We start from the raw sequence: 24,772 nt of genomic DNA, 5'->3' as shown, positions 1-24,772 counted from the left end.
CGACACACTCCGCCGTGTCACGCTGCTGTGTGGTTCAGGCGAGAAGGAGTGCGCGGTGAGTGCTGGGATGCTGGTGGCGATGGTCGCGGCCGGGCCGTCGGCGACGGAGCTGGATTCGGCGCTGACCGCCGTGCACCGCGGCGGCGAGCTGATGGGCGTCATCTCGTTCGCGGCGTCGGGCGCGCTGGTCGCCGTGCGCAAGCGGCTCGACATGTTCGGCATGGCGATCCTGGCCACCGCGACCGCCCTCGGTGGCGGTATCGTGCGCGATCTGCTCATCGGGCGCACACCGCCGGGCGCGTTCACCGACCTCACCTACCTGTCCGCGTCCCTGCTGACGGCGCTGGTCCTGTACTTCATCGCGCCCTCGCGCCGGCTCACCAAGGGACCGCTGGAGGTCGCCGACGCGATCGGGCTCGGCCTGTTCTGCGTCACCGGCACGGTCATCGCGTACTCGGCGGGCGTCGGCGCCCCCACCGCCGCGCTGCTCGGCATGACGACCGCCATCGGCGGCGGCGTCCTGCGCGATGTGCTCAGCGGTGAGGTCCCGTTCGTGCTCCGCCCCGACCAGGACCTGTACGCGATCCCCGCCCTGTTCGGCGCGGCCGCCACCGCCACCCTGCTCCACTTCGACCTGTACCGGACCTGGACCGGCTTGCTCGCCGCGCTCGGCGCCATCGGCTTCCGCCTGCTGGCTCGCCACTACCAGTGGCACGCGCCGACGGCCCGGCACGCCCGCGACTGAGGACACGCCGGAACACTCCCTCAGCGCACCGCCATCCCGGCCCGCAGGCGGCGCACACCCTCGTCGATGGTCTCGTCGCGCTTGCTGAAGGTGAAGCGCACCAGATGTTTCCAGTCGTCGGCGTGGTCGGCGAACACACTCACCGGCACCGCGGCGACACCCAGCCGCGCGGGCAGTTCGCGGCAGAACGCCATCCCGTCCTCGGCGCCGAGCGGGCGGATGTCCGCGCAGACGAAATACCCGCCGGAGCTGGCCGCCACGCCGAACCCGGTGTCGCGCAGCGCGGCCGAGAGCCGAAGGCGCTTGTCGGACAGGCTGTCGCGCAGCGCGTGCACCCAGTCGATCTCGGCGTTGATGGCATGCGCGACGGCAGGCTGGAACGGTCCACCGCCGACGAAGGTGAGGAACTGCTTGGCCGCCAGCACGCCGTCGAGCAGCGGCGCGGGCGCGCACACCCAGCCGATCTTCCAGCCGGTGACATTGAACGTCTTGGCCGCGCTCGACACCACGATCGTGCGCTCGCGCATGCCGGGCAGCGTGGAGATGCTGATGTGTTCGGCGCCGTCGTAGACCAGGTGCTCGTACACCTCGTCGGCCAGCACCAGCAGATCGTGCTCGCGCGCCAGCTCCGCGATGGCGGTGAGGTCGGCGCGGTCGAGCACCGCGCCGGTGGGGTTGTGCGGCGAGTTGATCACCAGCATCCGGGTTTTCGGGGTGATCGCGGCGCGCAGGCTGTCCAGGTCGAGGACGAACCGATCGCCGTCGGCGACCAGGCGCGCGGTGCGCCGCTGCGCGCCCGCCAGCGCGACGGCGGCGGCGTAGGAGTCGTAGTACGGCTCGATCAGCGCCACCTCCTGGCCCGGCTCGACCAGCCCGAGCACGGCGGCGCTGATCGCCTCGGTGGCGCCGACGGTCACCAGCACCTCGGTAGCCGGGTCGTATGCCGTGCCGTAGCGGCGGGCGCGGTCGTCGGCGATCGCCTGGCGCAGCACCGGCATGCCGCGGCCCGGCGGGTACTGGTTCAGGCCGTCGGAGATCGCGGCCTTGGCGACCTCGAGCATGCCGGCGGGCCCGTCGGTATCCGGGAAGCCCTGCCCCAGATTCACCGCGTCATGGCGGATCGCCAGTTCGGTCATCTCGGCGAAGATGGTCGATCCGAACGGGCGCAAACGGGAGACGGTGGGCGGCGCAGACGACATCTCCGCAGCGTATCCCACTTTTCCCGACCGTTGCCGTCCGATAGCGAACACGCATGTTTCACAAACGTTTTGCGGTGTTGACCTGCACTATTGTGCGATCACCCAGGCTGAGCTAGCCTCGCCGTGTTCTACCTCACACACCACAGCGTGGTGGCATATCGAAAGGGGCTCCCTATGGCCTCACCCTTGCTCGATTTCATTGTCGGCCCGGCTGCGTCGGAGGTTGCCGGTTCGGCTCTGCGGTTCATCCACGATCATCTGATGGGCAGCCCCATCGTCGATTACTTCACCGGCTCGGCGACCCCGGACAACAACATGGGTTCCTCCACCGGCGACATGAACCTCGGTTCGTCCACCGGAAACCACCAGTGGGGGTCGACCTACCCGTAGACACCCGGCGCATCGGACCGGATCGCGCGGGTCCGGTCCGATGCCAGGTCAGCGCAGCCGCGCACCCGACAGCTTCGCCACATTGGCGAAATCGTAAGCAGCCCAGATTCTTCCCTCGCGCACCGCGAAGCCGAGCACCCGCACCGGCCGCCCGAACGGCGAGTTCGGATCGGTGACGACGAGGCCCGATTGCCCGTTCACCGTCGCCGAACCCAGCTCCAGACCGAGCTCTTCCTGCTGCTTGCGCCACAGGCCGAGCGCCAGGCGCGCGATCTTCTCCGCTCCCGCAACGACATTCAGTGCCGTCTTGGTGGTGCCGCCCGCGTCGGCGACGAAGGTCGCGTCCGGATGCAGCGTCGCCGCCACCGCGGTGACGTCGCCGGTGGCCAGCGCGGCGAGGAACCGCCGCACCGCCGCGTCGTGCACGTCGTCGGCGACCGGTTCCGGCGCCTTCGCCGCCGCCTTGCGGGCACGCACCGCCAACTGGCGTGCGGCGTCGGCCGAGACGCCGAGGATGTCGGCGATCTCGTCGAACGGCACGTCCAGGCTGTCGTGCAGCACCAGCGCCACCCGCTGCTGCGGGGTCAGCGCGTCGAGCACCACCAGCGCCGCCAGCCGGCTGTCCTGATGGCGGACCACCACGTCCAGCGGGTCGGGAGTGCGGCTCGGGGTGGTGACGATCGGCTCCGGAAGCCACTGCCCCACATAGGTTTCCCGGCGCACCGCCGCGCTGCGCAGGTGGTCCAGGCAGATCCGGCTGACCACGGTCGTCAACCAGGCGCGCAGGTCGTCGATCTCGGACTGGTGCACGCCCGCCATCCGCAGCCAGCTCTCCTGCACGGCGTCCTCGGCGTCACCGACACTTCCGGTGAGTCGGTAGGCGACCGAAAGCAGATGCGCTCGATGCGATTCGAACAGGTCGGCGAGTAACGGGGAAACCATCGCCGCTGATCCTACGGTCGGCGAAAACCAGCTGAGAAACCGGGCGCCGACCTGTCACGATGGCTCGATGTACGAGCACACGCTCACCGACGGCACCCTCTGGCTCACCCGCCCCACCGGTGCCGACATCGACCGCATCGTCGAATGCTGCCAGGACCCCGAGGTGGGCCACTGGACGACGATCCCCGTCCCGTACACGCGCTCCGACGCCGAGGAATTCCTCGACAAGGTCGTCGCCCCCACCTGGGCGGGCAATGCCGCGGTCTGGGCCCTCCGCACCGCGCCGGACGGCCCCGTCGAAGGCATGCTCGGCCTGCACACCCGCGGGCCGGGCGTCTGCGAGATCGGCTTCTGGCTCACCGAGGGTCACCGCGGCAAGGGCCTGATGACCCGCGCCATCACCCTGGCCTGCGACTTCGCCTTCGACCCCGATGGCCTCGCCCTCGACCGGATCACCTGGCGCGCCATGGTCGGCAACCACCCCTCGGCCGCCGCCGTCCGCCGGGTCGGGTTCCACTACGAGGGGCTGGCCCGGCAGGGTGGCATCCAGCGGGGCACCCGGGTGGACGAATGGCACGCGGCGCGCCTCGCGTCCGATCCCGGCGTCTTCGCCGAAGGATGGCCCGCCGACATCGCACCGCGCTGAGTCGTTCCGCCCCGGGTGGAGTGCCAGGGTGCGACCGTGCCGAGCTGGTCCGCCCAAGTGAGTTGCCGTAGGCGACCGCGCCGAGCTGGTCCGCCCGGGTTGGCCTGGTCCACCCGGGCGGACCAGGCCAACACCTCGACAGCCATGTCAGCATGTGTAGACGGGCACGCCCAGACTGAGGAGCACCGATGCCTGACGACGCGCGGTTCGAGTGGTTCGCCGACACCATGGGTGTGCGGGCCGATGATCGTGTGCTCGAGCTCGGCCCTGGGCCGGGCGCCTCGCTGGTGCGGATCGCGAAGCGGTTGCGGGGCGGACGGATCGTCGGTCTCGATCGATCGGCCACCGCGATCGGCCGGGCAGCGGACCGGTGCGCCGCCGAGATCGCGGACGGCAGGGTCCGGTTGGTCGAGGGAGCGATCGGACCCGATTCGACGCGTGCGGTGCGGGCCCAGCTCGACGGGAACGAGCGATTCGACCTGGTGTTCGCGGTCAACGTCAACCTGTTCTGGACCGGCCCCGCGACAGCGGCGTGGTCGATGATCCGAGAGTGCCTGTCCCCCACCGGCCGACTGTGGTTCTGCTACGGCTACGGCAGCCCCACCAGCCCTTCGACCAGCCCCAAGCCCACCCCCGACCAACTCACCACCCGCCTGACCGCTGCCGGATTTCACTGCGACATCACGACTTCCGGCGATCTCCTCGCCGCCCACGCTGTCCCGAAGGGGTCGTAGTGCGCCAGGTCCACCGCCGCATTCGGGCGATGCTGGGAGTTGCCTCCACCCCGTGAGCAGCCGCCCTGCGGCAAGGCCGCGCGTCGCCTTGCGGGCGGTGCCTCCACCCGGGGACCGCCGCCCTGCTGCACGGCAGCGCTACACCTAGCGGGCGGCGCCTCGACCCCGTGATCAACGCCGCCGCAGCAGGGCCGCGCTTCACCTAGCGGGCGGCGCCTCCACCCGGTGATGACCAACCGTCTTCCTTGCTGCGAGCATGCCGTGAGTGATCAACCGCCTTGCATCGGTGGGTCAGCGCTTCGCCATGCGGGCGGTGCTTCCCCCCGCCGATCGACCGTCTCGATGGGGATCGTTTGCGCTCGGCGGTACCGGCGGCGGGCGGTGACGGGGTCAGCGGTTGGCGTTGCGGGCGGTGCCTCGGTGGGCGGTGACGGTGGTGGGGTCTTCGGGCCAGGCGTGTTTGGGGTAGCGGCCGCGGAGGTCGGCGCGGACCTGGGGCCAGCCGTTCTGCCAGAAGGACGGGAGGTCGGCGGTGACGGCGACCGGGCGCTGCGCCGGGGACAGCAGGTGGAGGACGATCGGTACGCGGCCACCGGCGAGCGTGGGCGGCTGGGTCCAGCCGAAGATCTCCTGGACCTTCGCCGCGAGGACCGGCGGGTCGGCGCTGTAGTCGAGGCGGATTCGGCTGCCGGAGGGGACTTCCAGGCGCTCGGGCGCCAGCTCGTCGAGGCGGACTGCCTCCGGCCACGGGAGGAGTCGGCGCAGCGCGGTGCCCGCGTCGATACGGGCCAGGTCGGATCGGCGACGGACCGTCGCGAGTTCGGGGCCGAGCCACAGATCGAGGTCCGCGAGGAGCGTGTCGTCGTCGACGGCGGGCCAGGGCGCGCCGAGGGTGCGGTGCAGGAAGTCGAGGCGCTGCCGCAGGCCACGCGCGTCCTCGTCCCAGCGCAGGAGCCCGAGCCCTTCCGAACGCAGACCCGCGCGCACCGCCACCGCCAGCAACCGCGAATCCGGTTCGCGCAGCGCCTTTTCCGACAGCACGATCGCCCCGAGCCGTTCCACCCGCCGGGCCACCACATCACCCGACTCCCAGCGCACCTCGTCGGCCCGCGTCACCAGCCCCGGCGCCGCCGCCCGCGCGAGATCCTCATCGGCGATGGCAGCCAACCGAATCCGCCCCTCGGCCCGCCCCGGATCCCGATCGGCCACCGCCACCGCGAGCCACTCCGCCGCCGCGAGCCCGGACCCCGGCGGCAAGGTCACCGCCGTCCCGCCCGCCATCAGATACGAAGCCCCGTTCGCCCGCCGCCGAGCCAACCGCTCCGGATGCGCCAACGCGATGAGCAGCGCCGCGGACTCCGCCGCCGACCCCGAACTCCCGACCCCACGCCGCGTATCGCCCGAATCCTGCGCTCCGCCATGCCCAGTGGTGCCCGACTCAGCGTTCCCACCACCGACGGCTTCAGTTCCTCTGCCGCCACCAGCTGTTGCCGCTCCGCGGCGCCCACGGCCGGCTGCCAGCGAGCCATCGGTGGCCGACTCACGGTTCTCGTCGGTGCCGGCGCTCACGTCGCGTGCGCCGATCAGCCGGACGAGTCGTTGGACCTCTCTGGTCCAGCGGGGCGGTCGCTCGGCGCGCAGGGCGCGGAGGGCGGCTGTCGCGTCGACGCCGGGGGCGAGGGAATCGTCGTCCATCAGGGCCACCATCTCGGCGGCCGCGCGGGCGCCGACGTGGGCGGCACCGTCGAGGAGGGCGCGGGCCAGGCGGGGGTGCAGGCCGAGGGCGGCCATGGCGCGGCCGCGGTCGGTGATGCGATCGGCGTCGTCGAGGGCGCCGAGCGCGTGCAGGACCGCGCGGCCCGCGGCGAGGCCACCTTCCGGCGGGGCGTCCCACCAGGCGAGGCCGGTGCCGTCGGGAGTGCCCCAGCACGCCAATTCCAGTGCGAGGCGGGTGAGTTCGGCAGTACGGATCTCGGGTTCGGGGTAGGCGGGCAGGGTCTGATGCTCGTATTCGGGCCAGCACCGCCAGGCGTGACCCGGCGCTTCACGACCGGCACGCCCCGCCCGCTGTTCGGCGACCGCAGCCGAAACACGCACGGTTGCAAGACCGGACAGGCCACGCCGATGATCGATGCGGGGCACCCGCGACAAGCCGGAGTCCACGACCGCACGAACACCGGGCACAGTGAGACTGGATTCAGCTACGGCCGTGGACAATACGACGCGCCGCCGCACACCCTGCCGCAACGCGACATCCTGCACCGCGCTACCCAACCGCCCGTGCAGCGGCACCACATCGACCCCGTCGAGATCCCGCAACAACCCCGCGGTCCGATTGATCTCGCCGACCCCGGGCAGAAACACCAGCACATCCCCCGCGGTCTCGGCCAGCGCCCGCCGGGTAACCCGCGCCACGTGCGCCTCGACCCGCTCCCGGGCCAGCGCCGGAACATAGCCGACCGCCACCGGATACGCCCGCCCACGCACCTCCACCACCGGCGCCGCCCCACCGCCTTCAGTGCTCACCCGGGCCACCGCACCACGGTCGGACGCATCCGTCTCGGGCCGAACACGCGGGGCCGAGTCATCGCCCGGCACCACGGCCGGAGTCGCCGGGCCGTCATCGGCTGCGACAGAAGGGACCACCGCACCACTATCGGGCGCGCCCACCGGAGCCGCCGCACCACCAGCAGGCGCGACCACCGTCGCCGCACCATCGGACGCGGACCCCGGTGCCACGGAGCCATCTCCAGTCCAGACCTCTGAAGTCGCCGGGCCACAGTCGAGCAAAGCCACTTCACTCGTCGCAGATGATGCGACCGGCTCGGGCACGGCGTCCCCCGCGCCGAGCAATGCCGCGAGGCGTCCGGCCGCGACCGTCGCCGAGGTGGCGAGCACCCGCAGGTCAGGCCGGAGTCCGGATCGCGCGTCGAGCAGCAGTGCCAACAGCAGGTCGGCGTCCAGGTGCCGCTCGTGGCATTCGTCGAGCACGACCGTGCCGACACCGTCCAGCTCGGGATCACTCTGCAACCGCCGCACCAGCAACCCGGAGGTCACCACCTCGATCCGCGTCCGCGACCCGACCTTCCGATCCCCACGCACGGAATACCCAACGCTCTCCCCCACCTTCTCCCCGAGCAGCGCCGCCATCCGCGCCGCAGCCGCCCGCGCCGCCAGCCGCCGCGGCTCGGCGACGACCACCTTCCCCTCGGTCCCCGCCGCCAACGCCAACGGCACCAGCGTCGTCTTCCCGGTCCCCGGCGGTGCGACCAACACCGCAACCCCACGCCCGACCAGCGTCTCGACGATCTCCCCCAGTGCGGACCGCACCGGCAACTCGGGTAATTCCGGCAGCTTCATCAACTACCAGTCTGCCGACCCGCACCGAGCCGTCCAGCACCCACCCGACAGCCCGACACCGGACCCCGTAGCGCGCCGAAGATCAGCGGAGCGTTTCCTCGATCGTGTCCGCAGTCAGAATCTGCCCAACCCACCGATTCAGATCTTCGGGATCAGCAGCACGAACGGTCTCGACAACAGCAGCAGGCACCGCACCGAACTTGAGCTGAAGCTGATTCAACAACGTCTTGACGACGCCCCGAACCTCTCCCCGAGCCTCACCTTCGGCACGCCCACGCAACTCCCCCTCGGCACGAAGCCGATCAGCAGCAGTCACGAGCGCCTCCTTCGCTTCCGGCCCGAACCCATCGAACAGCGGCGTCAACGCCGTCTCTTCGGTCTCACCGACCAGCATAATGTAGCGAACCAGCAGATTCAGTACCCGAAAAGCGTCCGCACCATCGGCGACCTCCGCCAGGTCCTCGGTCCATTGGGCGAGTGCGCTGTCCAATCCGGAGTTGTTCGGGGCAGCCTTCATGACGTTCAGCATCAGGCGCACCTCCGGGACCAGCGGACGCTCCGCCAGTTCAGCCGCATCGAGCGCGGTGACGTCGTCGAGCATGAACCGGAATCGCGGCAGATAGTCACCCACCACGTCGGCAACGCTCGGTGGCAGCTCGAAAAGATCGGCGAACTGCGTCGAGTGACACCATCGGGCTCCCTGTGAGCCGATGTGCACAACCAGCGGAATGATGACGGGCAGCCGTCGCGGTCGCGGCTTGGTCATGCGCAGATGGCGTGCCCAGATCTGCGTCAGGTACTCGAGCATCCGAAACGGCATCAGCTCGTCGCTGCTGCTCTGATGCTCCATCGCCACATAGATCAGCGCCGCACCATCTCGGCTGTCGATCTCGAACAGCAAGTCACCGAACCGAACCCGCATTTCCTCGGTGACATAGTCGGCGGGCCCCTTCCGCAGAGTCGACCAGTCCAGCCAGGCCGATAGACGTTCGGGGAGCACCGATCGCAATTCGGAGGCCGCATAGGCCGGCTCGCCCATGATGCCGCGAAACAAGCTGTCGTGTGGGTTGTCTCGGCGCCCGGTCACCGGCACACCATACGCTCGCGCGAAAAGGGGCTTTCTCGATGTGGGTCGGGCGGTTACTCTGCGGGAGATGAGCATCGAGTTCGTTCTGACCACGCTCGTCATCGTCGCTACGCCGGGGACCGGGGTGCTGTTCACGCTGGCGGCCGGGCTGGCGCGGGGGGTGCGGGCCAGTGTGGTCGCCGCGTTCGGGTGCACGCTGGGGATCGTTCCGCACATGGTGGCCGCGGTGACCGGGTTGGCCGCGGTGTTGCACACCAGCGCGGTGGCGTTTCAGACGTTGAAGTATCTCGGTGTCGCGTATCTGCTGTACATGGCGTGGAGCACCTTCCGCGACAAGGGGGCGCTGGGGGTTCCCGAGGCGGGGGCGGGGCCGGCGCCGTCGGCGCGGAAGGTGATCGGGTCGGCGATTCTGCTCAATGTGCTGAACCCGAAGCTGACGATCTTCTTCTTCGCGTTCCTGCCGCAGTTCGTGCCGACCGGGGCACCGAACGCCTTGGCGCGCATGCTCGAACTGAGCGGACTGTTCATGCTGGCGACGTTCGTCGTCTTCGCCGTCTACGGTGCGGCCGCGGCCGCGGTGCGCTCGCACATCCTGGCGCGCCCGGTCGTGGTGACGTGGATGCGCCGGGTATTCGGCGCCTCGTTCGTCGCGCTCGCCGGCCGCCTCGCGACGCAGAACCAGTAGCGGAAAGCACTATGGCCCCGGATTTCTCCGGGGCCACAGAGCGAAAAGCACTCAGCCGCGACGGGATTCGACGGCGGCGGCGAGGCGGTCGAGCTGGGCCGCGGTGACGTTCCAGTCGATGCACGCGTCGGTGATGGACTGGCCGTAGGTGAGCTCGTCGGCCTTGCCGAGGGTCAGGTCCTGGCGGCCCGCGACGAGGAACGACTCCAGCATCACGCCGACCACGCCCTGCTCACCGGCGGCGAGCCGCTCGGCGATGTCGGTGACGACGTCGACCTGGCGGTTGTGGTCCTTGTTGCTGTTGCCGTGGCTGGCGTCGACCACCACGCGCTGGGCCAGCGACGACTTCTCCAGCCGGAGCTTGGCCTCGGCGACGGAGGCGGCGTCATAGTTGGTGCCGTTGCTGCCACCGCGCAGGATGACGTGGCAGTCCGGGTTGCCCGTGGTGCGGATCAGCGCGGAACGGCCGTCGAGATCGGTGCCGGGGAAGACGTGGCTGGCCGCGGCGGCGCGCACACCGTCGACGGCGACCTGCACGTCACCGTCGGTGCCGTTCTTGATGCCGACCGGCATGGACAGCGCCGAGGACAGCTGCCGGTGCACCTGGCTGGCGGCGGTGCGGGCACCGATCGCGCCGTAGGAGACCAGGTCGGCGATGTACTGCGGGGTGATCGGGTCGAGGAACTCGCACGCGACCGGCAGGCCGAGCGCGGTGATGTCGACGAGCACCTTGCGGCCGATGCCGAGGCCGGTGTTGACGTCGAACGAACCGTCCAGGTGCGGATCGTTGATCAGGCCCTTCCAACCCAGCGTGGTGCGCGGCTTCTCGAAGTACACCCGCATCACCACGTGCAGCCGGTCGTTCAGCTCGGCGGCCTTGGCGGCCAGCTTGCGCGCGTAGTCCAGCGCGGCGGCCGGGTCGTGCACCGAGCACGGGCCGACGATCACCATGAGGCGGTCGTCGACGCCGTTGAGCACGTCGACAGTGGCCTTGCGGCCCGCGCGCACGGTGTCGGCGAGTTCGTCGGTGATGGGGTGGACGGTGCGCACCTCGGCGGGCGAGCGCAACGGGCTCACGCTGAGGGTGCGCTGGTCATCGAGATCGGAATGCCGCGAGTCGACATCGGCTGCGGTGGTCATGTGTGGGTTTCCTATTCTTCGAGGCCGACCCACGGACTTTCGCGAACCCGTCGAGCCGGTCAGTGTCCGGCTCGGGGTGGAAGAGGTCAGCGCGCAGGGTCGCAGACCGGCCCACCCAGGGCCGGCTCGCTAAACCAGAAATATGCGCGCTGCATGCCGTGGACTGTACCACCGGTGAAACGTCGACGGCCGGGGCCTGGTTGCCCGGAGTGTGGACCATCACATCCCCGCGTCCGCGAATCCTCCGGCCGAAACCCCTTGACCTCTACCTTGCTCGAGCTTTTAGCGTCGGTAGCCGAGGAAAGGAAATCGACTGTGACAACACTGGTTACGGGCGCGACCGGCAACACCGGTCGCCAGGTGGTCCGCGAACTCGTCGGCCGTGGGGAGAAGGTCAAGGCGCTCACCCGCGATGCCGCCGCCGCACGCGCGCTGCTCGGTCCGGAGGTGGAACTGATCACCGGCACGCACACCGTGCCGTCGACGCTCGACGATGCCTGGCACGGCGTCGATCGGCTGCACGTGACGGTGACGGCCGGGCTCGCCGAGGTCGGGCCGGAGCTGATCGGCCGAGCCGTCGCGGCGGGGGTGCGCCGCATCACGGTGGTGTGGGGCGGCGGCGTCGGGCCGGTCGAGCAGGCCGTCGCCGAGTCCGGCGTGGAATGGACGCGGCTGGAGCCACAGGAATTCATGTCGAACGCGCTCACCTGGCGGGCGACCATCCTGGCCGACGGCGTGGTCCGCGAGCCCTACGACCACCCGAGCGCGGTGGTCCACGAGGCCGATATCGGCGCGGTCGCCGCGGTCGCGCTGCTGGCGGACGGCCATCACGGCCGCGCCTACAACCTGACCGGGCCCGCGCCGCTGAGCACCAACGAGCGGATCGCGATCCTGGCCGCGGCGGCGGGCAGGCCGATCGAGTTCGCCAGGATCACCCACCAGCAGGCCGTCGACCGGCTGATCGCCACCGGCGTCTCGCAGGCCGACGCCGACTACGTGATCGGCTGGTACGCGGAGTCGAGCCCGGAGTCGTACACGGTGGATCCGACGGTGGAGAACGTACTCGGCCGCCCGGCGCGCACCTTCGCGCAGTGGGCGGCCGAACACGGACACCGGTTCGCCCGGGTCAGCTGACCGCGCCGAGCGCCCGGCGCCGATTCGCTCCGGCCAGCCGACCGGGCCGAGCGCCCGGTTCGCTCAGCCCCACTGACCCGGCACGTAGTCGCCCGCGGGGGTGCGGGCGATGGCGTTCATCCGGTTCCAGGCGTTGATCATCGCGATGGCGGCGATCAACGCGGCGGTCTGGTCGTCGTCGAAGTGCTTGCGCACCCGCTCCCAGGTGTCGTCGGAGACGTGCCCGCCGTCGGCGACGCGGGTCGCCTCCTCGGTCAGCGCGAGGGCGGCCCGCTCGGCCTCGGTGAACACGGTGGCCTCGTGCCAGGCGGCGACCAGGTTCAGCCGGGTCGTGGACTCACCCGCGTGCACGGCGTCCTTGAAGTGCATATCGGTGCAGTAGCTACAGCCGTTGATCTGCGAGGCACGCAGCTTGACCAGCTCGTAGGTCGCCTTGTCCAGCGTCGAGTCGTCGATCACCTTGCTCGCCATGGTCAGGCGCTTGGTGAAGCTGGTGGCGACCGGGTTGCCGTAGAGGTTGAAGCGCGGTTCCATGATGACTCCTTCGTCGTTCTGCGGGGTTCTACAGAGACGACGAGGGAGCCACCCAGGGTGTGACACCACCGAATGTGATGCCGGTCACCATGAATCAGATCAGGCCGCAGAGCTTCTCGGAGAGCTCCCACAGCTCGGCCGCGACCGCGCGATTCTTCGACGCGGCGGTACTGCCGCAGCGGGCCGGGTAGCCACGCAGGCCGAGCAGGCCGTCGGGGCCGTAGAACGCGCCGGGCACGATGTCGGCGGTGGCGGCGTACAGCGTCGGCAGCGCACCCTGCTCGGCGCTCTGCGCCAGGGTGCGGTTGCCCAGCCACATCACCGCGTCCTGGATGGACTCGGTGTGCGACATGAGTTCGGTGGCGGCGTAGCCGGGGTGCGCGGCGACCGAGACCACCGCGGCGCCCTCACCGGCCAGCCTGCGCTGCAATTCGTAGGCGAACATCAGGTTGGCCAGCTTGGACTGGCCGTAGGCCAGCCAGCGGTCGTAGCGGCGGCGCTCCCAGTTGGGGTCGTCCAGGTCGATCCGGCCGATGCGGTGCGCGCCACTGGACACCGTGACCACGCGATCGGTGATCCGGTCCAGCAGCAGGTTGGTGAGCGCGAAGTGGCCGAGGTGGTTGGTGCCGAACTGCATCTCGAAGCCGTCGGCGGTGCGGCGCAGCGGCAGCGCCATCACGCCCGCGTTGTTGATCAGCACGTCGACCCGCTCGATCGAGTCGGCGAAGGCGCGGACCGAGTTCAGGTTCGCCAGGTCGAGCTCGCGGACCTCGGTCTCGCCCGGCAGGCTCGCCGCGACCCGCTCCGCCTTGCCCGTATCTCGGCACGCCAGGATCACCTGGGCGCCCGCGGCGGCGAGCGCGCGCGTGGTGGCGGCGCCTAGGCCACTGTTGGCTCCGGTGACGACGATGGTGCGGCCGGTCTGGTCGGGCAGGTTCGCGGTAGTCCACTTACTCACCGGCGAAAGTCTACTGCGACCTGCGAAAAGCGCGAATCGGCAAGAGCCGGTGCGTGGTTCGCACCGGCTCTCGTCGTCAGGACTGCGCGAGGATCTCCTCGTCGGTCATCGCGGCGACCTCGAGGTACATCGTGGCGACCGCGGCGAGCCTGCCGGTGGTGCCCGCGGCGGCTTCGCGCTCGAGCATGCGCGCCGCCAGTCCGGCGATATCGCGCGCGGTGAACAGGTCGGCGACCACGGTGTCGGGGGCGTCGAGCCACTCGCGGACGCGGGCGACGGCGGTGGTGGCGAGCACCGAGTCGCCGCCGAGGGCGAAGAAGTCGTCGGTGACGCCGATCCGCTCGGTCGCCAGCACCTCGCCGATCACCGCGGCGAGCGCGCGCTCGAGCTCGGTGCGCGGCGCGACGAACTCGACCGCCGTCTCGTTGCGCTCCAGCACCGCGCGCACCGCTTTGCGGTCGGGCTTGGCGTTGGAGGTGAGTGGGAGGTCGGCGAGCAGTTCCAGCCGGGTCGGGACCATGTAGGCGGGCACCAGCTCGGCGGTCGCGGCCAGCACGGTGTCGACGTCGATGGCGGCGTCGGGGGTCGCCACGATCGCGGCGACCAGCTTCGGTGCCGCGGCGCCGACCACGGCAGCGACCGCGTGCCGGATGCCGGGAACCGCGCGCAGGGCGCTCTCCACCTCACCCAGCTCCACCCGGTAGCCCCGGATCTTGACCTGGTGATCGGCGCGGCCGAGGAATTCCAGGCCGCCGTCGGGCAGATAGCGGGCCAGGTCACCGGTGCGGTACCAGCGCAGGCCCTCGTGGGTGACGAACCGGTCGGCGGTGCGCTCCGGATCGGCGCGGTAGCCGGCGGCGACACCGTCCCCACCGATCCACAGCTCACCGGTCACCCAGTCGGGGCAGTCGTTGCCCGCGGGGCCGACGACGCGGCACCGCACATTGCGGAGCGGGGTGCCGTAGGGCACCGCACTCCACTCGGCGGGTACCTCGGCGTCGACGACCTCGCAGATGGTCGAGTGGATCGCGGTCTCGGTGGCGCCGCCGAGACCGGCGAACCGGCACTCCGGCGCGACGGCGGCCAGGCGCGCGGGCAGCGCCACGTCGACCCAGTCGCCGCCGAGGATCACCGTGCGCAGCGACGGCAGCGCCTCGCCCGCCGCCGCGGTGAGCAGCATGTCGAGCAGGCTCGGCACGCAGTTGAGCATCGACACCCGATGGCGGCGGATGAGGTCGACCCAGCGGGCCGGGTCGGCGCGCTGGGTGTCGTCGACCGCGACGACCGCACCGCCGACGGCGAGCAGGCCGAAGATGTCGTAGACCGACAGGTCGAACTCCAGCGCGGACAGGGCCAGCGCCCGATCGTCCGCGCCGAGGCCGAAGCGCTCGTTGAGGTCGTCGATGGTGTTCATCGCGGCGCGATGCGGCACCTCGACGCCCTTGGGCTTGCCGGTCGAGCCGGAGGTGAACAGCACATAGGCGATGTTCTCCGGATCACCGAAGACGGGACGCGCCAACGGTTCCGCGTGCGTGCGGGCCTCGGCCAGATCGATCGCGCGCGCGTCGGGAATCAGCGCGCCGCCGACGGTGAGCACCGCGACCGCGTCGGCGGTGCGCAGGATCTCCGCGCGCCGGGCGGCGGGCTGATCGAAGCCGATCGGCACGTACACCGCGCCCGCCGCGAGCACACCGAGCACCGCGACGACCTGGTCCGGACCCTTCGGCAGCTGCACGGCGACCGAATCACCGGGCGCCACACCGGCTTCGCGTAGCGCACCGGCCACGGCCAGTGCGTCGGCGGCCAGTTCGCCGTAGGTCAGCTGCCCGGTCGGCTCCCAGAGCACCGCGGGTGCGGATGGGTTCGTCGCCGCGTTCGCGAAGAAGCCGGTGTGCAGCAGACCGCCGCTGACCGGTCCCGCCGTGGCGTTGACCCTGGCCCGAGTAGCGGCCTGCTCCACCGGGATACGCACCCCGGCCTCGGCCTGCCAGCCCGCGTCGCCAACCGGCGCCGCGATTCGCGCGCGGCGGCCCTGCTCGAACGGGGACGCGTCGTCGACGCCGCTCGACACCGGTTCGGCCGAGCCGGCGAAGCCGGCCGTCGACGATGCGTCACCGCCCTGCGCGGCGCCGTCGTTCGACCCGGCGTGCGCGGCGCCGGTCACCGGGTCGACGCCTGCGGGCTCCGCCCCGACCGTCGGCTCCGCACCGCCGAGCTCGGTGCTCTGGCCGCCGAGCCGCTCGATCGCGTCGATGTAGCGGGCGAACATGGACTCGACCATGCCGGCGGGGAAGGCGGATTCGCGGATGTCCCAGTTGAGCAGCAGGCCGCCGCGGACCTCGGTGATCTGCGCGTCGAGCAGCACCTGCGGGCCCTGGGAGATGATCCAGACCGGCTCGCCGAAGGTGTCGGTGACGGTGTCGGCGAACAGCTCGCCCAGGTTCAGCGCGCTGGTGTAGACGATGGGGGCGAGTACCGGCTCACCACGGTGACGGCCCAGGTCACGCAGTACTTCCAGACCCGAGTAGGCCGAGTGCGCGCCCGCCTCGTGCAGCCGCTGCTGGAGGGCGCGGGCCCGGTCGGCGACGGTGGCGGGCTCGGTGACGTCGACCTCGAGCAGCACCGAGGAGGTGAAGTCGCCGACGACGCCGTCGACCTGCGGGTGCACCGGTTCCCGGTGGAACAGCGGCAGATTCAGCAGGAACCGGCGCTGCGCCGACCAGCCGCCGATGGTCTCGGCGAACACCGAGGCCAGCGCCATCGCGGGGGTGATGCCGCGCGCGTGGGCGGCGTCGAAGACCTGAGCCTTGGCCTGCGGGGACAGCCAGCGGTGCAGGCGGACCGTCCGGCTCGGGTCCGAGAGGTGCTGGGACTGCGGCAGTTCCGGCGAGCCGGGCAGCTCGGACAGGCGGTCCTGCCACCAGGCGCGGTCGCGGGCGTGCTCGTCGCCGGTGCCCGCCGGGTGCTCGGCCAGGTACTGCCGGAAGGTGTAGTCCTGGGGCGGCAGCTGCTCGCCGTGGTAGAGCCGGGCCAGGTCGGTGACGAGGACGCGGTAGCTCATCGCGTCGGCGGCGAGCATGTCGACATCGAGGTGCAGGCGGGTGCGGCCGTCGACCAGGCGGGTCAGCGCGATATCGATCACCTGACCGTCCTGCACGGCCATCCGCTGATGGGTGCGCGCGGTGCGCAGTTCCTCGAGCCGCAGCTCGGCCTCGTCGGCGGCGGATTCGCGGAGGTCGGTGACGCTGTACACGGCGCGGCTCGGACGGTCGAGGGTCTGCTGGGTGCCGTCGGGCAGGAATCGGGTGCGCAGCATGGGGTGCCGCGCCAGCAGCTGCTCGACGGCCCGCTCCAGGCGCTCGGGATCGACATCGGCACCGTCGAATTCGACGTAGAGGTGCGCGGCGACACCGCCGAGTTCCTGCGCGTCGGACCGGCCGATCCAGTACGCGTGCTGCATCGGGGCCAGTGCGAACGGGGTGCCGTCGTCGGGCACGATCGCGAATTCGCCTGCGGGCGTGCCGAAGTCGTCGCCCACGGCCGGGCCGCCGTCGGCCACAGCCGGGCCGCCGTCTGGCACGACCGAGCCCCCGTCGGGCACAACCGGGCTGCCGTCGGGCACAACCAGGCTGCCGTCGGCGGGCACAGCCGGGCTGCCGTCGGCGGGTCGTGCGGCTCCGGATGCGGCCGCGTCGCTGGGGCCTGCGGGCAGGTCGGCGCTCGCGTCGGCCTGCGTCCCGCCCTCCGCGAGCGGTTGTGGCGCGACGGGACCGGCCGCGAGTTCGTCGGGGTCGGCGCCGTTGAGTAAGGCGTACCAGGCGTCGACCGTCGGATGGGCCGCCAGCAGCGCGAAGTTCACCGCGATGCCGCGCTTGCGCCAGCCGCCGGCGAGCTTCATGGTGCGGATCGAGTCCAGGCCGAGCTGGATCAGGTCGGTGGCGCCGGCGACGTCGTCGGGCGTGAGCTCGAGCTGGCGGGCGATCGCGGCACGGATCTCGGCGCGGTCGATCACGACGCCTGCGGGTGCTGTGTCCATCTGCCGGTTCACTCCTTGCTCGCCGTCCGAGCCGGACGGATTTCGGTACTGCTCGGCGGCAGCCTACTCCATTGAGATAGGGTTGCCTAACCTATGCAAGGGTAGCCTGCGACGCGGGCGCCGAACCACCGCACTACCGGCCAGAGCAGCGAGGCAGAACGTGACGTCGACATCAGCCGCAGCAGACCATCGCGAGGGCTACGTCCCCTTCCCCGAGGCCGCCGCACAGCAGTACCGCGCCGACGGCTACTGGGCCGGGCGCACCCTCGGTGACCTCCTGCGCGACTCCGCCCGCAGCGGGCCGGACCGCCCCGCGATCCTGACCGACGAGGGCGCGCGGACCTACGCCGAACTCGACGCCGCCGCCGACCGGATGGCGCACGGCCTGCTCGCGCTCGGCATCAACCCCGGCGACCGGGTGGTCGTCCAGCTGCCGAACATCCCGGAGTTCGCCACCGCCCTGTTCGGCCTGCTGCGGGCGGGCATCATCCCGGTGCTGACGCTGCCCGCGCACCGCCGCGCCGAGATCGAGCACCTGGCCGCGCTCTCCGGCGCCGTGGCCTACCTGATCCCCGACACCCTGGCCGATTTCGACTACCGCGAGCTCGCCGCCACGGTGCGCGCGGCCGTCCCGAGCCTGCGCCACGTCCTCGTCGCCGGCGATCCTGGCGAGTTCACCGCGCTGGATTCGATCGCGGCCGACGGCACGTCGCTGCCGGTGGTCGACCCGTCCGAGATCGCGCTGATGCTGGTCTCCGGCGGCACCACCGGCCTGCCCAAGCTGATCGCCCGCACCCACGACGACTACGCCTACAACGCGACCGCCAGCGCGGCGGTCTGCGAACTCACCAGCGACGACGTCTACCTCGCGACCCTGCCCGCCGCGCACAACTTCCCGCTGGCCTGCCCCGGCATCCTCGGTGTCGTCGCGACCGGCGGCGCGATCGCCTTCACCCTCGACCCGAGCCCGGAGGCGGCCTTCGCCGCGATCGAGCGGCACGGCGTCACCGTCACCGCCGTCGTCCCGCCGCTGGCCCAATTGTGGAGCGCCGCGGTCGACTGGGAGGACGCCGACCTGAGCTCGCTGCGCCTGCTCCAGGTCGGCGGCGCGCGCCTGGCCGAGGTCAACGCCCGCGACGTGGAGCCCGCGCTGCACTGCCGTCTCCAGCAGGTGTTCGGCATGGCCGAGGGCCTGCTCAACTACACCCGCCTCGACGATGACGACGAGCTGGTCTACACCACCCAGGGCCGCCCGCTCTCCCCCGCCGACGAACTGCGCGTCGTCGACGCCGACGGCGACGACGTCGCGCCCGGCGAGGAGGGCGAACTGCTCACCCGCGGCCCGTACACGCTGCGCGGCTACTACCGCGCGCCCGAGCACAACGCGCGCGCCTTCACCCCCGACGGCTACTACCGCAGCGGTGATCTCGTGCGGCAGCTGCCCAGCGGGCACCTGGTGGTCAGCGGCCGGATCAAGGACGTGATCAACCGCGGCGGCGAGAACATCTCCTGCGACGAGCTCGAGGAGCACCTGCTCGCCCACCCCGCCGTTCGGCACGCGGCCGCGGTCGGCCTGCCCGACGCCTCGCTCGGCGAGAAGGCGTGTGTCGTCCTGGTCGTCACGGGCGAGCTGCCCAGCCTCGGCGAGATCAAGACCTTCCTCACCGAGCGCGGCCTGGCCACCTACAAGCTGCCCGACCTGGTCCGCCAGGCGGATGCGCTCCCGATCACCGCGGTCGGCAAGATCGACAAGAAGGCCCTGCGCGCGCTGCACGGCTGACCGGAACGCAGAACGGCGGCCCACCGAAAGGTGAGCCGCCGTTCTGCTGTCTCAAGCCTTGACGACGTAAGGCGCTACGCTGCCGAGCTTCTCGCAGGTCTCCTCGAACTCGCGCTCCGGCCGCGACTGCCCGACGATGCCCGCGCCGGCACGCAGCCAGGCGCCCGCACCGGTCTGGTAGATGGCGCGCAGTACCAGGGTGGCCTCGAGCGCACCGGTCGGCGAGACACACACCACCGCACCGGAGTACAGGCCGCGCGGGTCGTGGTCGTTGCGGAAGACGGAGTCGACACCCTCGCGCTTGGGGATGCCGGAGGCGGTCACCGACGGGAACAGCACCTCGAGCGCGTCCCAGCTGGTCCGGTCGGCGGCGAGGGTGCCGCGCACGGTCGAGGCCAGGTGCTGCACGCTGCCGCGCTCACGCACCGCCATGAAGTCGGAGACGGCGGGGGTGCCGGGCACGGCCACCGCGGTGATCTCGGCGAAGGAGGTCTGCACCGAGATCGCGTGCTCCACGATCTCCTTCGGATCGGCGAGCAGTTCGGTGCGGGCCGCGTCGTCGGCCGCGGCGCCGAGCCCGAAGGCGCGGGTGCCCGCCAGCGGCTCGGTGGTGACGATGCGATCGTCGTCGACCGAGGCCACCAGTTCCGGGCTGAAGCCGGCGGCTTCCAGCCCACCGAGACGCAGCAGGAACGAGCGAGCGGGCGTGTTGTTGGCCCGGCCGAGACGATAGGTACCGGGGACGTCGACCGCGAAGGGCAGCGCGACCTTGCGCGACAGAATGACCTTCTGGTAGCTGCCGGAACGGATCTCGGCCACCGCGTCGGCGACGCGGCCCTGGTAGTCGGTCGGGTCGGGGCGCACGTCGACCGGGTACGCGACCGGCAGGTCGGTGCCCTGCGACGCGGCGATCAGGTCGTGGATATCGCAGGCCTCGTTCGGGGTGGCGCCGCTGATCCGCACGCCCGCGGCGTCGATGCGCACCTCGATCCGCGGGATCATCAGGTGCGCGAGGGGGGTCCGCTGGTTCAGGTAGCGGGTGGCGTCCAGCGAGTAGGCGCAGAACTCGAACCCGATCCAGCCGAAGGCGTTGCGGCCGTCGAGCGGCAGCTCGGCCAGCGCGGCGTCGACGACCTGCGCGGGGCTGCCCGTCCACGCGCGCGCGGTGGTCTGCCCGCCCCAGACCGTGCGCAGCTCACCGGCGTCTAGTTCCACACTGCCGAGCGGATCGGCGGCGAACACCCATTCCCCGGGCTGCTCGTACATCACGTACTCACCGAAACGGTCCGCCGCTGCCAGGCGGGCCATCGCTGCCGCTGGATCGGTCACATACTCCACCCGTACGGGCTGCTCCGTCGACGACAACGATCCTCCAAGGTAATGCTGACCTAACTTTCTCGGGTTAGGTTAGCATTACCTCGTCGGTTAGCCAGACCAGTATTGGGTAACCTAGGCCACCCCGATCGGCCGTCGCAACGCGCGGTAGCCCAAGTTCGGTGCGCCGAGGCGGATCTGCCGCTTGAATGGAGGGATGATCGACATCGGTGGGCGGCGCGGCCCGCGAACGGGATCCGGGGCGGACTCGGTGGTCGCCCTGGTCGACGCGGCCTCCGGCGTCGAACGCGAACTGATCGGCAACTGGATCGCCGAGGGCGGCCTGGCCCGCGACATCGGCTCCGATGCCCCGGTGACCCAGCTCGACCTCGACGCGAAGGCGATCACCAAACGCCTGGTCGGCAGGCACGACGACCCGCTCGTCGTCCCGGTCCGGGTGCTGTGGCTACCACCCGAGCGCGACGGCGTCCGCCGGGTCACCTTCGCCGATCTGGCCATGCTCACCAACCCGCGCAAGCCCAATCGGCTGGTCCAGCGCAGGCTGCTGCGCACCGAACCCGACCGGCACCGGGTGCTGGTCGGCGCGCCCGCCCGGCTCAGCGAACTGCGCACCAACAACCCCGAGGCCGCCGCCCTGCTGCGCGCGGGGACGGCCGATCCGTTCGCGCGGTCGGTGGTGCGCGCGGCGGTCGTCGCGCTGGAGCGGGCCGAGCGCACCGTCATCGGCGACCGCTACAAGGTGCCCCAGCTGGTGGCCGAGGAGATCCTCGACTCCCCCGAGTTCCAGCGCAAACTCGACTACATCGCCGAGGAGATCGGCTCCGAGCCCGACCAGGTGTACCGCAACGCGGAGAAGGCGCTGCGCGAACTCGTCGCCGCGCAGAGCAGGCTGGTCTCGGACCTGTTCACCCAGGCCATGCGGCCGGTGCACGCCTCGACCTGGAAGGTCGACACCGATCTGCACGGCCTGGACGCGCTGCGCAAGCTCAACCGCAAGTACCCGCTGGTGTTCCTGCCCTCGCACCGGTCCTACGTCGACGCGTTCGTCCTCGGTGACGTGCTGGCGCGCAACGACTTCCCGCCCAATCACGTGATCGGCGGCGCGAACCTGAACTTCTGGCCGATGGGCCCGATCGCCCGGCGCACCGGAACGGTGTTCATCCGCCGCAGTTTCGGCGACGACGAGGTGTACAAGGCCGTCGTCGAGGAGTACTTCGCCTATCTGCTGGCCAAGCGCTTCAACATGGAGTGGTACTTCGAGGGCGGGCGCACCCGCACCGGCAAGCTGCGCCCGCCGCGATACGGCCTGCTGAATTACCTCGCCGCCGCGGTGCGTTCGCGTCGGGTCGAGGACGTGCTGCTGGTGCCGGTGTCGATCACCTACGAGCGGCTCAACGAGCTCGGGGCGATCGCGAGCGAGCAGTCCGGCGGCAAGAAGAAGCCGGAGGGCATCGCCTGGCTCGCCAGATACGTCCGCAGCCAGCAGCATTCGGCGGGTCGGGTGTACGTGCGGTTCGGCGAACCGCTCTCGGCCCGGGAACGGCTCGGCGCGCACGGCGACCCGATGGACCAGCGTCCGCTGACCATCCCGCTGCGCGACACCACCACCGGCGCGACCAGCGTCCCCGACGAGTCGGCGCTGGCCGAGACCGAGCGCAAAGCGGTGCAGCGGTTGGCCTTCGACGTCGCCGTCGGGATCAACGCGGTCACCCCGATCACGGTGAACGCGCTGGTCACCCTGGCCCTGCTCGGCGTGCACGAGCGCGCGCTGACCCTCGGGCAGGTGCGCACGGTGGTCGATCCGGTGCTCGGCTACATCGCCCAGCGTGGCCTGCCCAGCGGCGAGTTGTCCACGCTGCGCGACGAACAGGGTCTGCGCGTCGTCCTGGAACAGCTCGCGCTGGCCGGCGTGGTCACCGTGTATCGCGGTGGGCTGGAACCGGTCTACGCGATCGAACCCGGTGCGCACCTGGAGGCCGCGTTCTACCGCAACAGCGCGGTGCACTGGTTCGTCAACCGCGCGATCCTCGAGCTGGCCGCGCTCACCGCCGTCGAGGAACCCGGCGAGGATCCGCTGCGCTCGGCCTGGAAGGCCGCCTTCGCGCTGCGCGACCTGCTCAAGTTCGAGTTCTTCTTCCCCGAGCGCCAGGAGTTCGCCGAGCAGATCATCGACGAGGTTCGGCTGATCGTGCCGGAATGGGACGAGAACACCCCCGACGACCGGCTGAATCGCCAATTCCTCGGCGCCCTCACCGATTCCGGCTTCGTGATGGCCCATCGCGTGCTGCGCTCGTTCTTCGACGCGCAGCTCGTGGTGGCCGAACGACTGGCCGCGCGCCCGGCCGACGCGACGATCGATCGCAAGGAGTTCATCGACGAGTGCGTGGCCGTCGGCAAACAGATGCTGCTGCAACAGCGGCTGCACAGCCCCGAATCGGTGTCGACCGAATTGTTCACCAGCGCCTGGAAACTGGCCGCCAACCACGGCCTCATCGGTCCCGCCGCCGAGGGCACCGAGGACAACTTGACCGCGCGCAGAATGGAATTCGCCGAGCGCCTGCGCGATCTCGGTGATCGCATCGCGCGCGCGGCCAGTCTCGACCCGTCGAACCGGACCACGATCTGATGGGCACCCTCGCCGAGGCCGTCGCCGCGATCAGAACGGGTCCGCAAGGGCCGGGCGTGGCCGCCGTCTTCGATTTCGGCGGCACCGTCGTCGACGGGCTGCCCCGTCGCGGCCTGGCCAGCCGGGTGCTGCGCCGTGGTGACGCCCGCCGGGCCGCGCTGCTCGGCGGTATCCGGCGCGGTGGCAGCGACGGCGACTTCGGCCGGTTCCTGCAAGCCGTCGACCGCACCTGGGCCGGGATGTCGGAAGCCGAGCTGGAAGAGTTGGGCCGCAGCGCTTTCCGCCGGGAGATCTACGGTCGGCTGTTCCCCGAGGCGTGGCAGCTCGTGCGCGCCCATCAGCTGGCCGGGCACACGGTGGTGCTGGTCAGCGAACTCACCCGCTTCCAGGTGCAACCCGCCGCCGAGCGGCTCGGCATCGACCACGTGCTGTGCACCCAGCTGGCGGTGCGTGACGAGCTGGTGACCGGACAGCCGGACGGCGCGCCGCTGTGGCGGGTCGAGAAGGCCGAGGCGGTGGCCGAATTCGCCGCCGCCGCCGAGGTGGAGATCGGCTACGCCTACGCCGACAGCATCACCGACCTGACCCTGCTCGACCTGGCCGAGATCCCGACCGTCGTCGACCCGGACCCCGAACTCGCGCGGATCGCCACCGACCGCGGCTGGCCCGCGCTGACGTTCCGTCCCCGGCTCGCGCCCAAGCCCATCGACTATCTGCGCACGGTCGCCGGATTCGCCGCGCTGCTCGGCGGCGCGCTGGTCGGCGTGCTGCGCAAGACCTACACCCGCAAGCGGCAATCGATGGCCGACGGGCTGATGCACGACGCCACCACCGCGACCCTCGCGGCGATCGACGTGGAACTGCGGGTCGTCGGCGCCGAACACGCCCGCTCCCCGCGCCCTGCGGTGTTCCTGTTCAACCACCAGAGCCAGTTCGACGTGATCATCGTGCCCAAGGTGCTCGACGGCGCGGTCACCGGCATCGGCAAGAAGGAACTCGCCAACCATCCCCTCTTCGGCCCGCTCATGCGGTTCGTCGGCGTCACCTTCATCGACCGCACCGACACCGAACGCGCCAAGGCCGCGCTGGCGCCGGTGGTCTCGACCCTGCGCGACGGGCTGTCCATCGCCGTGGCGCCGGAGGGCACCCGGTCCTACACCCCGGGCGTCGGCCCGTTCAAGAAGGGCGCCTTCCACATCGCCATCCAGGCGGGTGTCCCGGTGATCCCGGTGGTGATCCGCAACGCGGGCGAGATCGCCTGGCGCGATTCACCGATCGCCCGCTCGGGCCTGGTCGACGTCGCCGTGCTGCCGCCGATCGACGTCTCCGGCTGGGACCCCGCCGACATGGACGACGAGGTCGAAGGGGTCCGCCGACTGTTCGAGAACACCCTGCTGGACTGGCCGCAGGCCGGCTGAGTCCGGCCGGGTGGGTGCCCGGC

18 protein-coding genes and 1 pseudogene are annotated in these 24,772 nt (G+C 71.0%); 9 read left to right on the top strand and 10 right to left on the bottom strand.

Annotated features, from left to right (window positions below):
• Positions 1-55 precede the first annotated feature (55 nt).
• Positions 56-745, top strand: coding sequence for a trimeric intracellular cation channel family protein (locus tag AB0L91_RS15380; RefSeq protein WP_365010351.1), 690 nt, complete (start codon positions 56-58; stop codon positions 743-745).
• 20 nt (positions 746-765) lie between these two features.
• Here AB0L91_RS15380 and AB0L91_RS15375 read toward each other — a convergent pair whose 3' ends face one another.
• Positions 766-1,944, bottom strand: a complete 1,179-nt coding sequence (locus AB0L91_RS15375) for a pyridoxal phosphate-dependent aminotransferase (RefSeq protein WP_355271077.1) — start codon at positions 1,942-1,944, stop codon at positions 766-768.
• Between the two features lie 261 nt (positions 1,945-2,205).
• Between AB0L91_RS15375 and AB0L91_RS15370 the strand changes: the two genes are divergently transcribed.
• A complete protein-coding gene (locus AB0L91_RS15370; protein ID WP_365010348.1) occupies positions 2,206-2,334 on the top strand; it encodes a hypothetical protein in 129 nt (42 codons plus the stop codon).
• Between the two features lie 48 nt (positions 2,335-2,382).
• Here AB0L91_RS15370 and sigJ read toward each other — a convergent pair whose 3' ends face one another.
• Positions 2,383-3,276 carry an RNA polymerase sigma factor SigJ gene (gene sigJ / locus AB0L91_RS15365; protein WP_357346358.1) on the bottom strand — a complete coding sequence of 298 codons (894 nt, stop codon included), beginning with the start codon at positions 3,274-3,276 and terminating at the stop codon, positions 2,383-2,385.
• A 67-nt stretch (positions 3,277-3,343) separates the two neighbouring features.
• On the opposite strand from sigJ, the gene AB0L91_RS15360 reads away from it, so the two are divergent.
• Positions 3,344-3,922 (top strand): GNAT family N-acetyltransferase, encoded by a 579-nt coding sequence (locus tag AB0L91_RS15360; RefSeq protein ID WP_365010345.1) that lies wholly within the window; start codon positions 3,344-3,346, stop codon positions 3,920-3,922.
• Positions 3,923-4,110: 188 nt separating this feature from the next.
• The gene (locus AB0L91_RS15355) at positions 4,111-4,656 is read left to right on the top strand and encodes a class I SAM-dependent methyltransferase (protein WP_365010343.1); all 546 of its coding nucleotides are present in this window, start codon (positions 4,111-4,113) and stop codon (positions 4,654-4,656) included.
• A gap of 390 nt (positions 4,657-5,046) precedes the next feature.
• Here AB0L91_RS15355 and AB0L91_RS15350 read toward each other — a convergent pair whose 3' ends face one another.
• Together AB0L91_RS15350 and AB0L91_RS15345 are read right to left on the bottom strand one after the other, a co-directional pair.
• Positions 5,047-8,016 (bottom strand): ATP-dependent helicase C-terminal domain-containing protein, encoded by a 2,970-nt coding sequence (locus AB0L91_RS15350; RefSeq protein ID WP_365010341.1) that lies wholly within the window; start codon positions 8,014-8,016, stop codon positions 5,047-5,049.
• 82 nt (positions 8,017-8,098) lie between these two features.
• Positions 8,099-9,103: an Rpn family recombination-promoting nuclease/putative transposase gene (locus AB0L91_RS15345; protein ID WP_365010338.1), complete on the bottom strand. Its 1,005-nt coding sequence runs from the start codon at positions 9,101-9,103 to the stop codon at positions 8,099-8,101.
• A gap of 67 nt (positions 9,104-9,170) precedes the next feature.
• Here AB0L91_RS15345 and AB0L91_RS15340 point away from each other — a divergent pair, with 67 nt between their 5' ends.
• The gene (locus tag AB0L91_RS15340) at positions 9,171-9,788 is read left to right on the top strand and encodes a LysE family translocator (protein WP_365010335.1); all 618 of its coding nucleotides are present in this window, start codon (positions 9,171-9,173) and stop codon (positions 9,786-9,788) included.
• A gap of 51 nt (positions 9,789-9,839) precedes the next feature.
• Here AB0L91_RS15340 and AB0L91_RS15335 read toward each other — a convergent pair whose 3' ends face one another.
• Positions 9,840-10,928, bottom strand: a complete 1,089-nt coding sequence (locus AB0L91_RS15335; RefSeq protein WP_365010333.1) for a 3-deoxy-7-phosphoheptulonate synthase — start codon at positions 10,926-10,928, stop codon at positions 9,840-9,842.
• 315 nt (positions 10,929-11,243) lie between these two features.
• Here AB0L91_RS15335 and AB0L91_RS15330 point away from each other — a divergent pair, with 315 nt between their 5' ends.
• Positions 11,244-12,062: an NAD(P)H-binding protein gene (locus AB0L91_RS15330; RefSeq protein WP_365010331.1), complete on the top strand. Its 819-nt coding sequence runs from the start codon at positions 11,244-11,246 to the stop codon at positions 12,060-12,062.
• Between the two features lie 63 nt (positions 12,063-12,125).
• Here the strand turns inward: AB0L91_RS15330 and AB0L91_RS15325 are convergent, their stop codons facing one another.
• The 4 genes and pseudogenes from AB0L91_RS15325 to AB0L91_RS15310 form a co-directional block, all read right to left on the bottom strand.
• Positions 12,126-12,596 carry a carboxymuconolactone decarboxylase family protein gene (locus AB0L91_RS15325; RefSeq protein ID WP_365010329.1) on the bottom strand — a complete coding sequence of 157 codons (471 nt, stop codon included), beginning with the start codon at positions 12,594-12,596 and terminating at the stop codon, positions 12,126-12,128.
• A 94-nt stretch (positions 12,597-12,690) separates the two neighbouring features.
• Positions 12,691-13,554, bottom strand: coding sequence for an oxidoreductase (locus tag AB0L91_RS15320; protein ID WP_365010327.1), 864 nt, complete (start codon positions 13,552-13,554; stop codon positions 12,691-12,693).
• A 76-nt stretch (positions 13,555-13,630) separates the two neighbouring features.
• On the bottom strand, positions 13,631-17,092 hold the full coding sequence (locus tag AB0L91_RS15315) for an amino acid adenylation domain-containing protein (RefSeq protein ID WP_365011311.1): 3,462 nt from the start codon (positions 17,090-17,092) through the stop codon (positions 13,631-13,633).
• Positions 17,093-17,368: 276 nt separating this feature from the next.
• Positions 17,369-17,590: pseudogene (locus AB0L91_RS15310) on the bottom strand (phosphopantetheine-binding protein); the annotation flags it as partial.
• Between the two features lie 160 nt (positions 17,591-17,750).
• Between AB0L91_RS15310 and AB0L91_RS15305 the strand changes: the two are divergent.
• Positions 17,751-19,370: an AMP-binding protein gene (locus AB0L91_RS15305; RefSeq protein WP_365010324.1), complete on the top strand. Its 1,620-nt coding sequence runs from the start codon at positions 17,751-17,753 to the stop codon at positions 19,368-19,370.
• Positions 19,371-19,421: 51 nt separating this feature from the next.
• Here the strand turns inward: AB0L91_RS15305 and AB0L91_RS15300 are convergent, their stop codons facing one another.
• The gene (locus tag AB0L91_RS15300; RefSeq protein ID WP_365010322.1) at positions 19,422-20,735 is read right to left on the bottom strand and encodes a salicylate synthase; all 1,314 of its coding nucleotides are present in this window, start codon (positions 20,733-20,735) and stop codon (positions 19,422-19,424) included.
• Positions 20,736-20,901: 166 nt separating this feature from the next.
• On the opposite strand from AB0L91_RS15300, the gene AB0L91_RS15295 reads away from it, so the two are divergent.
• Complete coding sequence (locus AB0L91_RS15295; protein ID WP_365010319.1) at positions 20,902-23,331, top strand: glycerol-3-phosphate 1-O-acyltransferase; 2,430 nt, start codon at positions 20,902-20,904, stop codon at positions 23,329-23,331.
• Positions 23,331-24,749, top strand: a complete 1,419-nt coding sequence (locus AB0L91_RS15290; RefSeq protein WP_365010318.1) for a 1-acylglycerol-3-phosphate O-acyltransferase — start codon at positions 23,331-23,333, stop codon at positions 24,747-24,749. The genes AB0L91_RS15295 and AB0L91_RS15290 overlap by 1 nt, the downstream gene beginning before the upstream one ends.
• The last annotated feature ends 23 nt before the right edge of the window (positions 24,750-24,772 follow it).

Source organism: Nocardia sp. NPDC051833 (assembly GCF_040681225.1).
GTDB lineage: Bacteria > Actinomycetota > Actinomycetes > Mycobacteriales > Mycobacteriaceae > Nocardia.
This window is presented reverse-complemented; position numbering and strand designations above follow the sequence as displayed.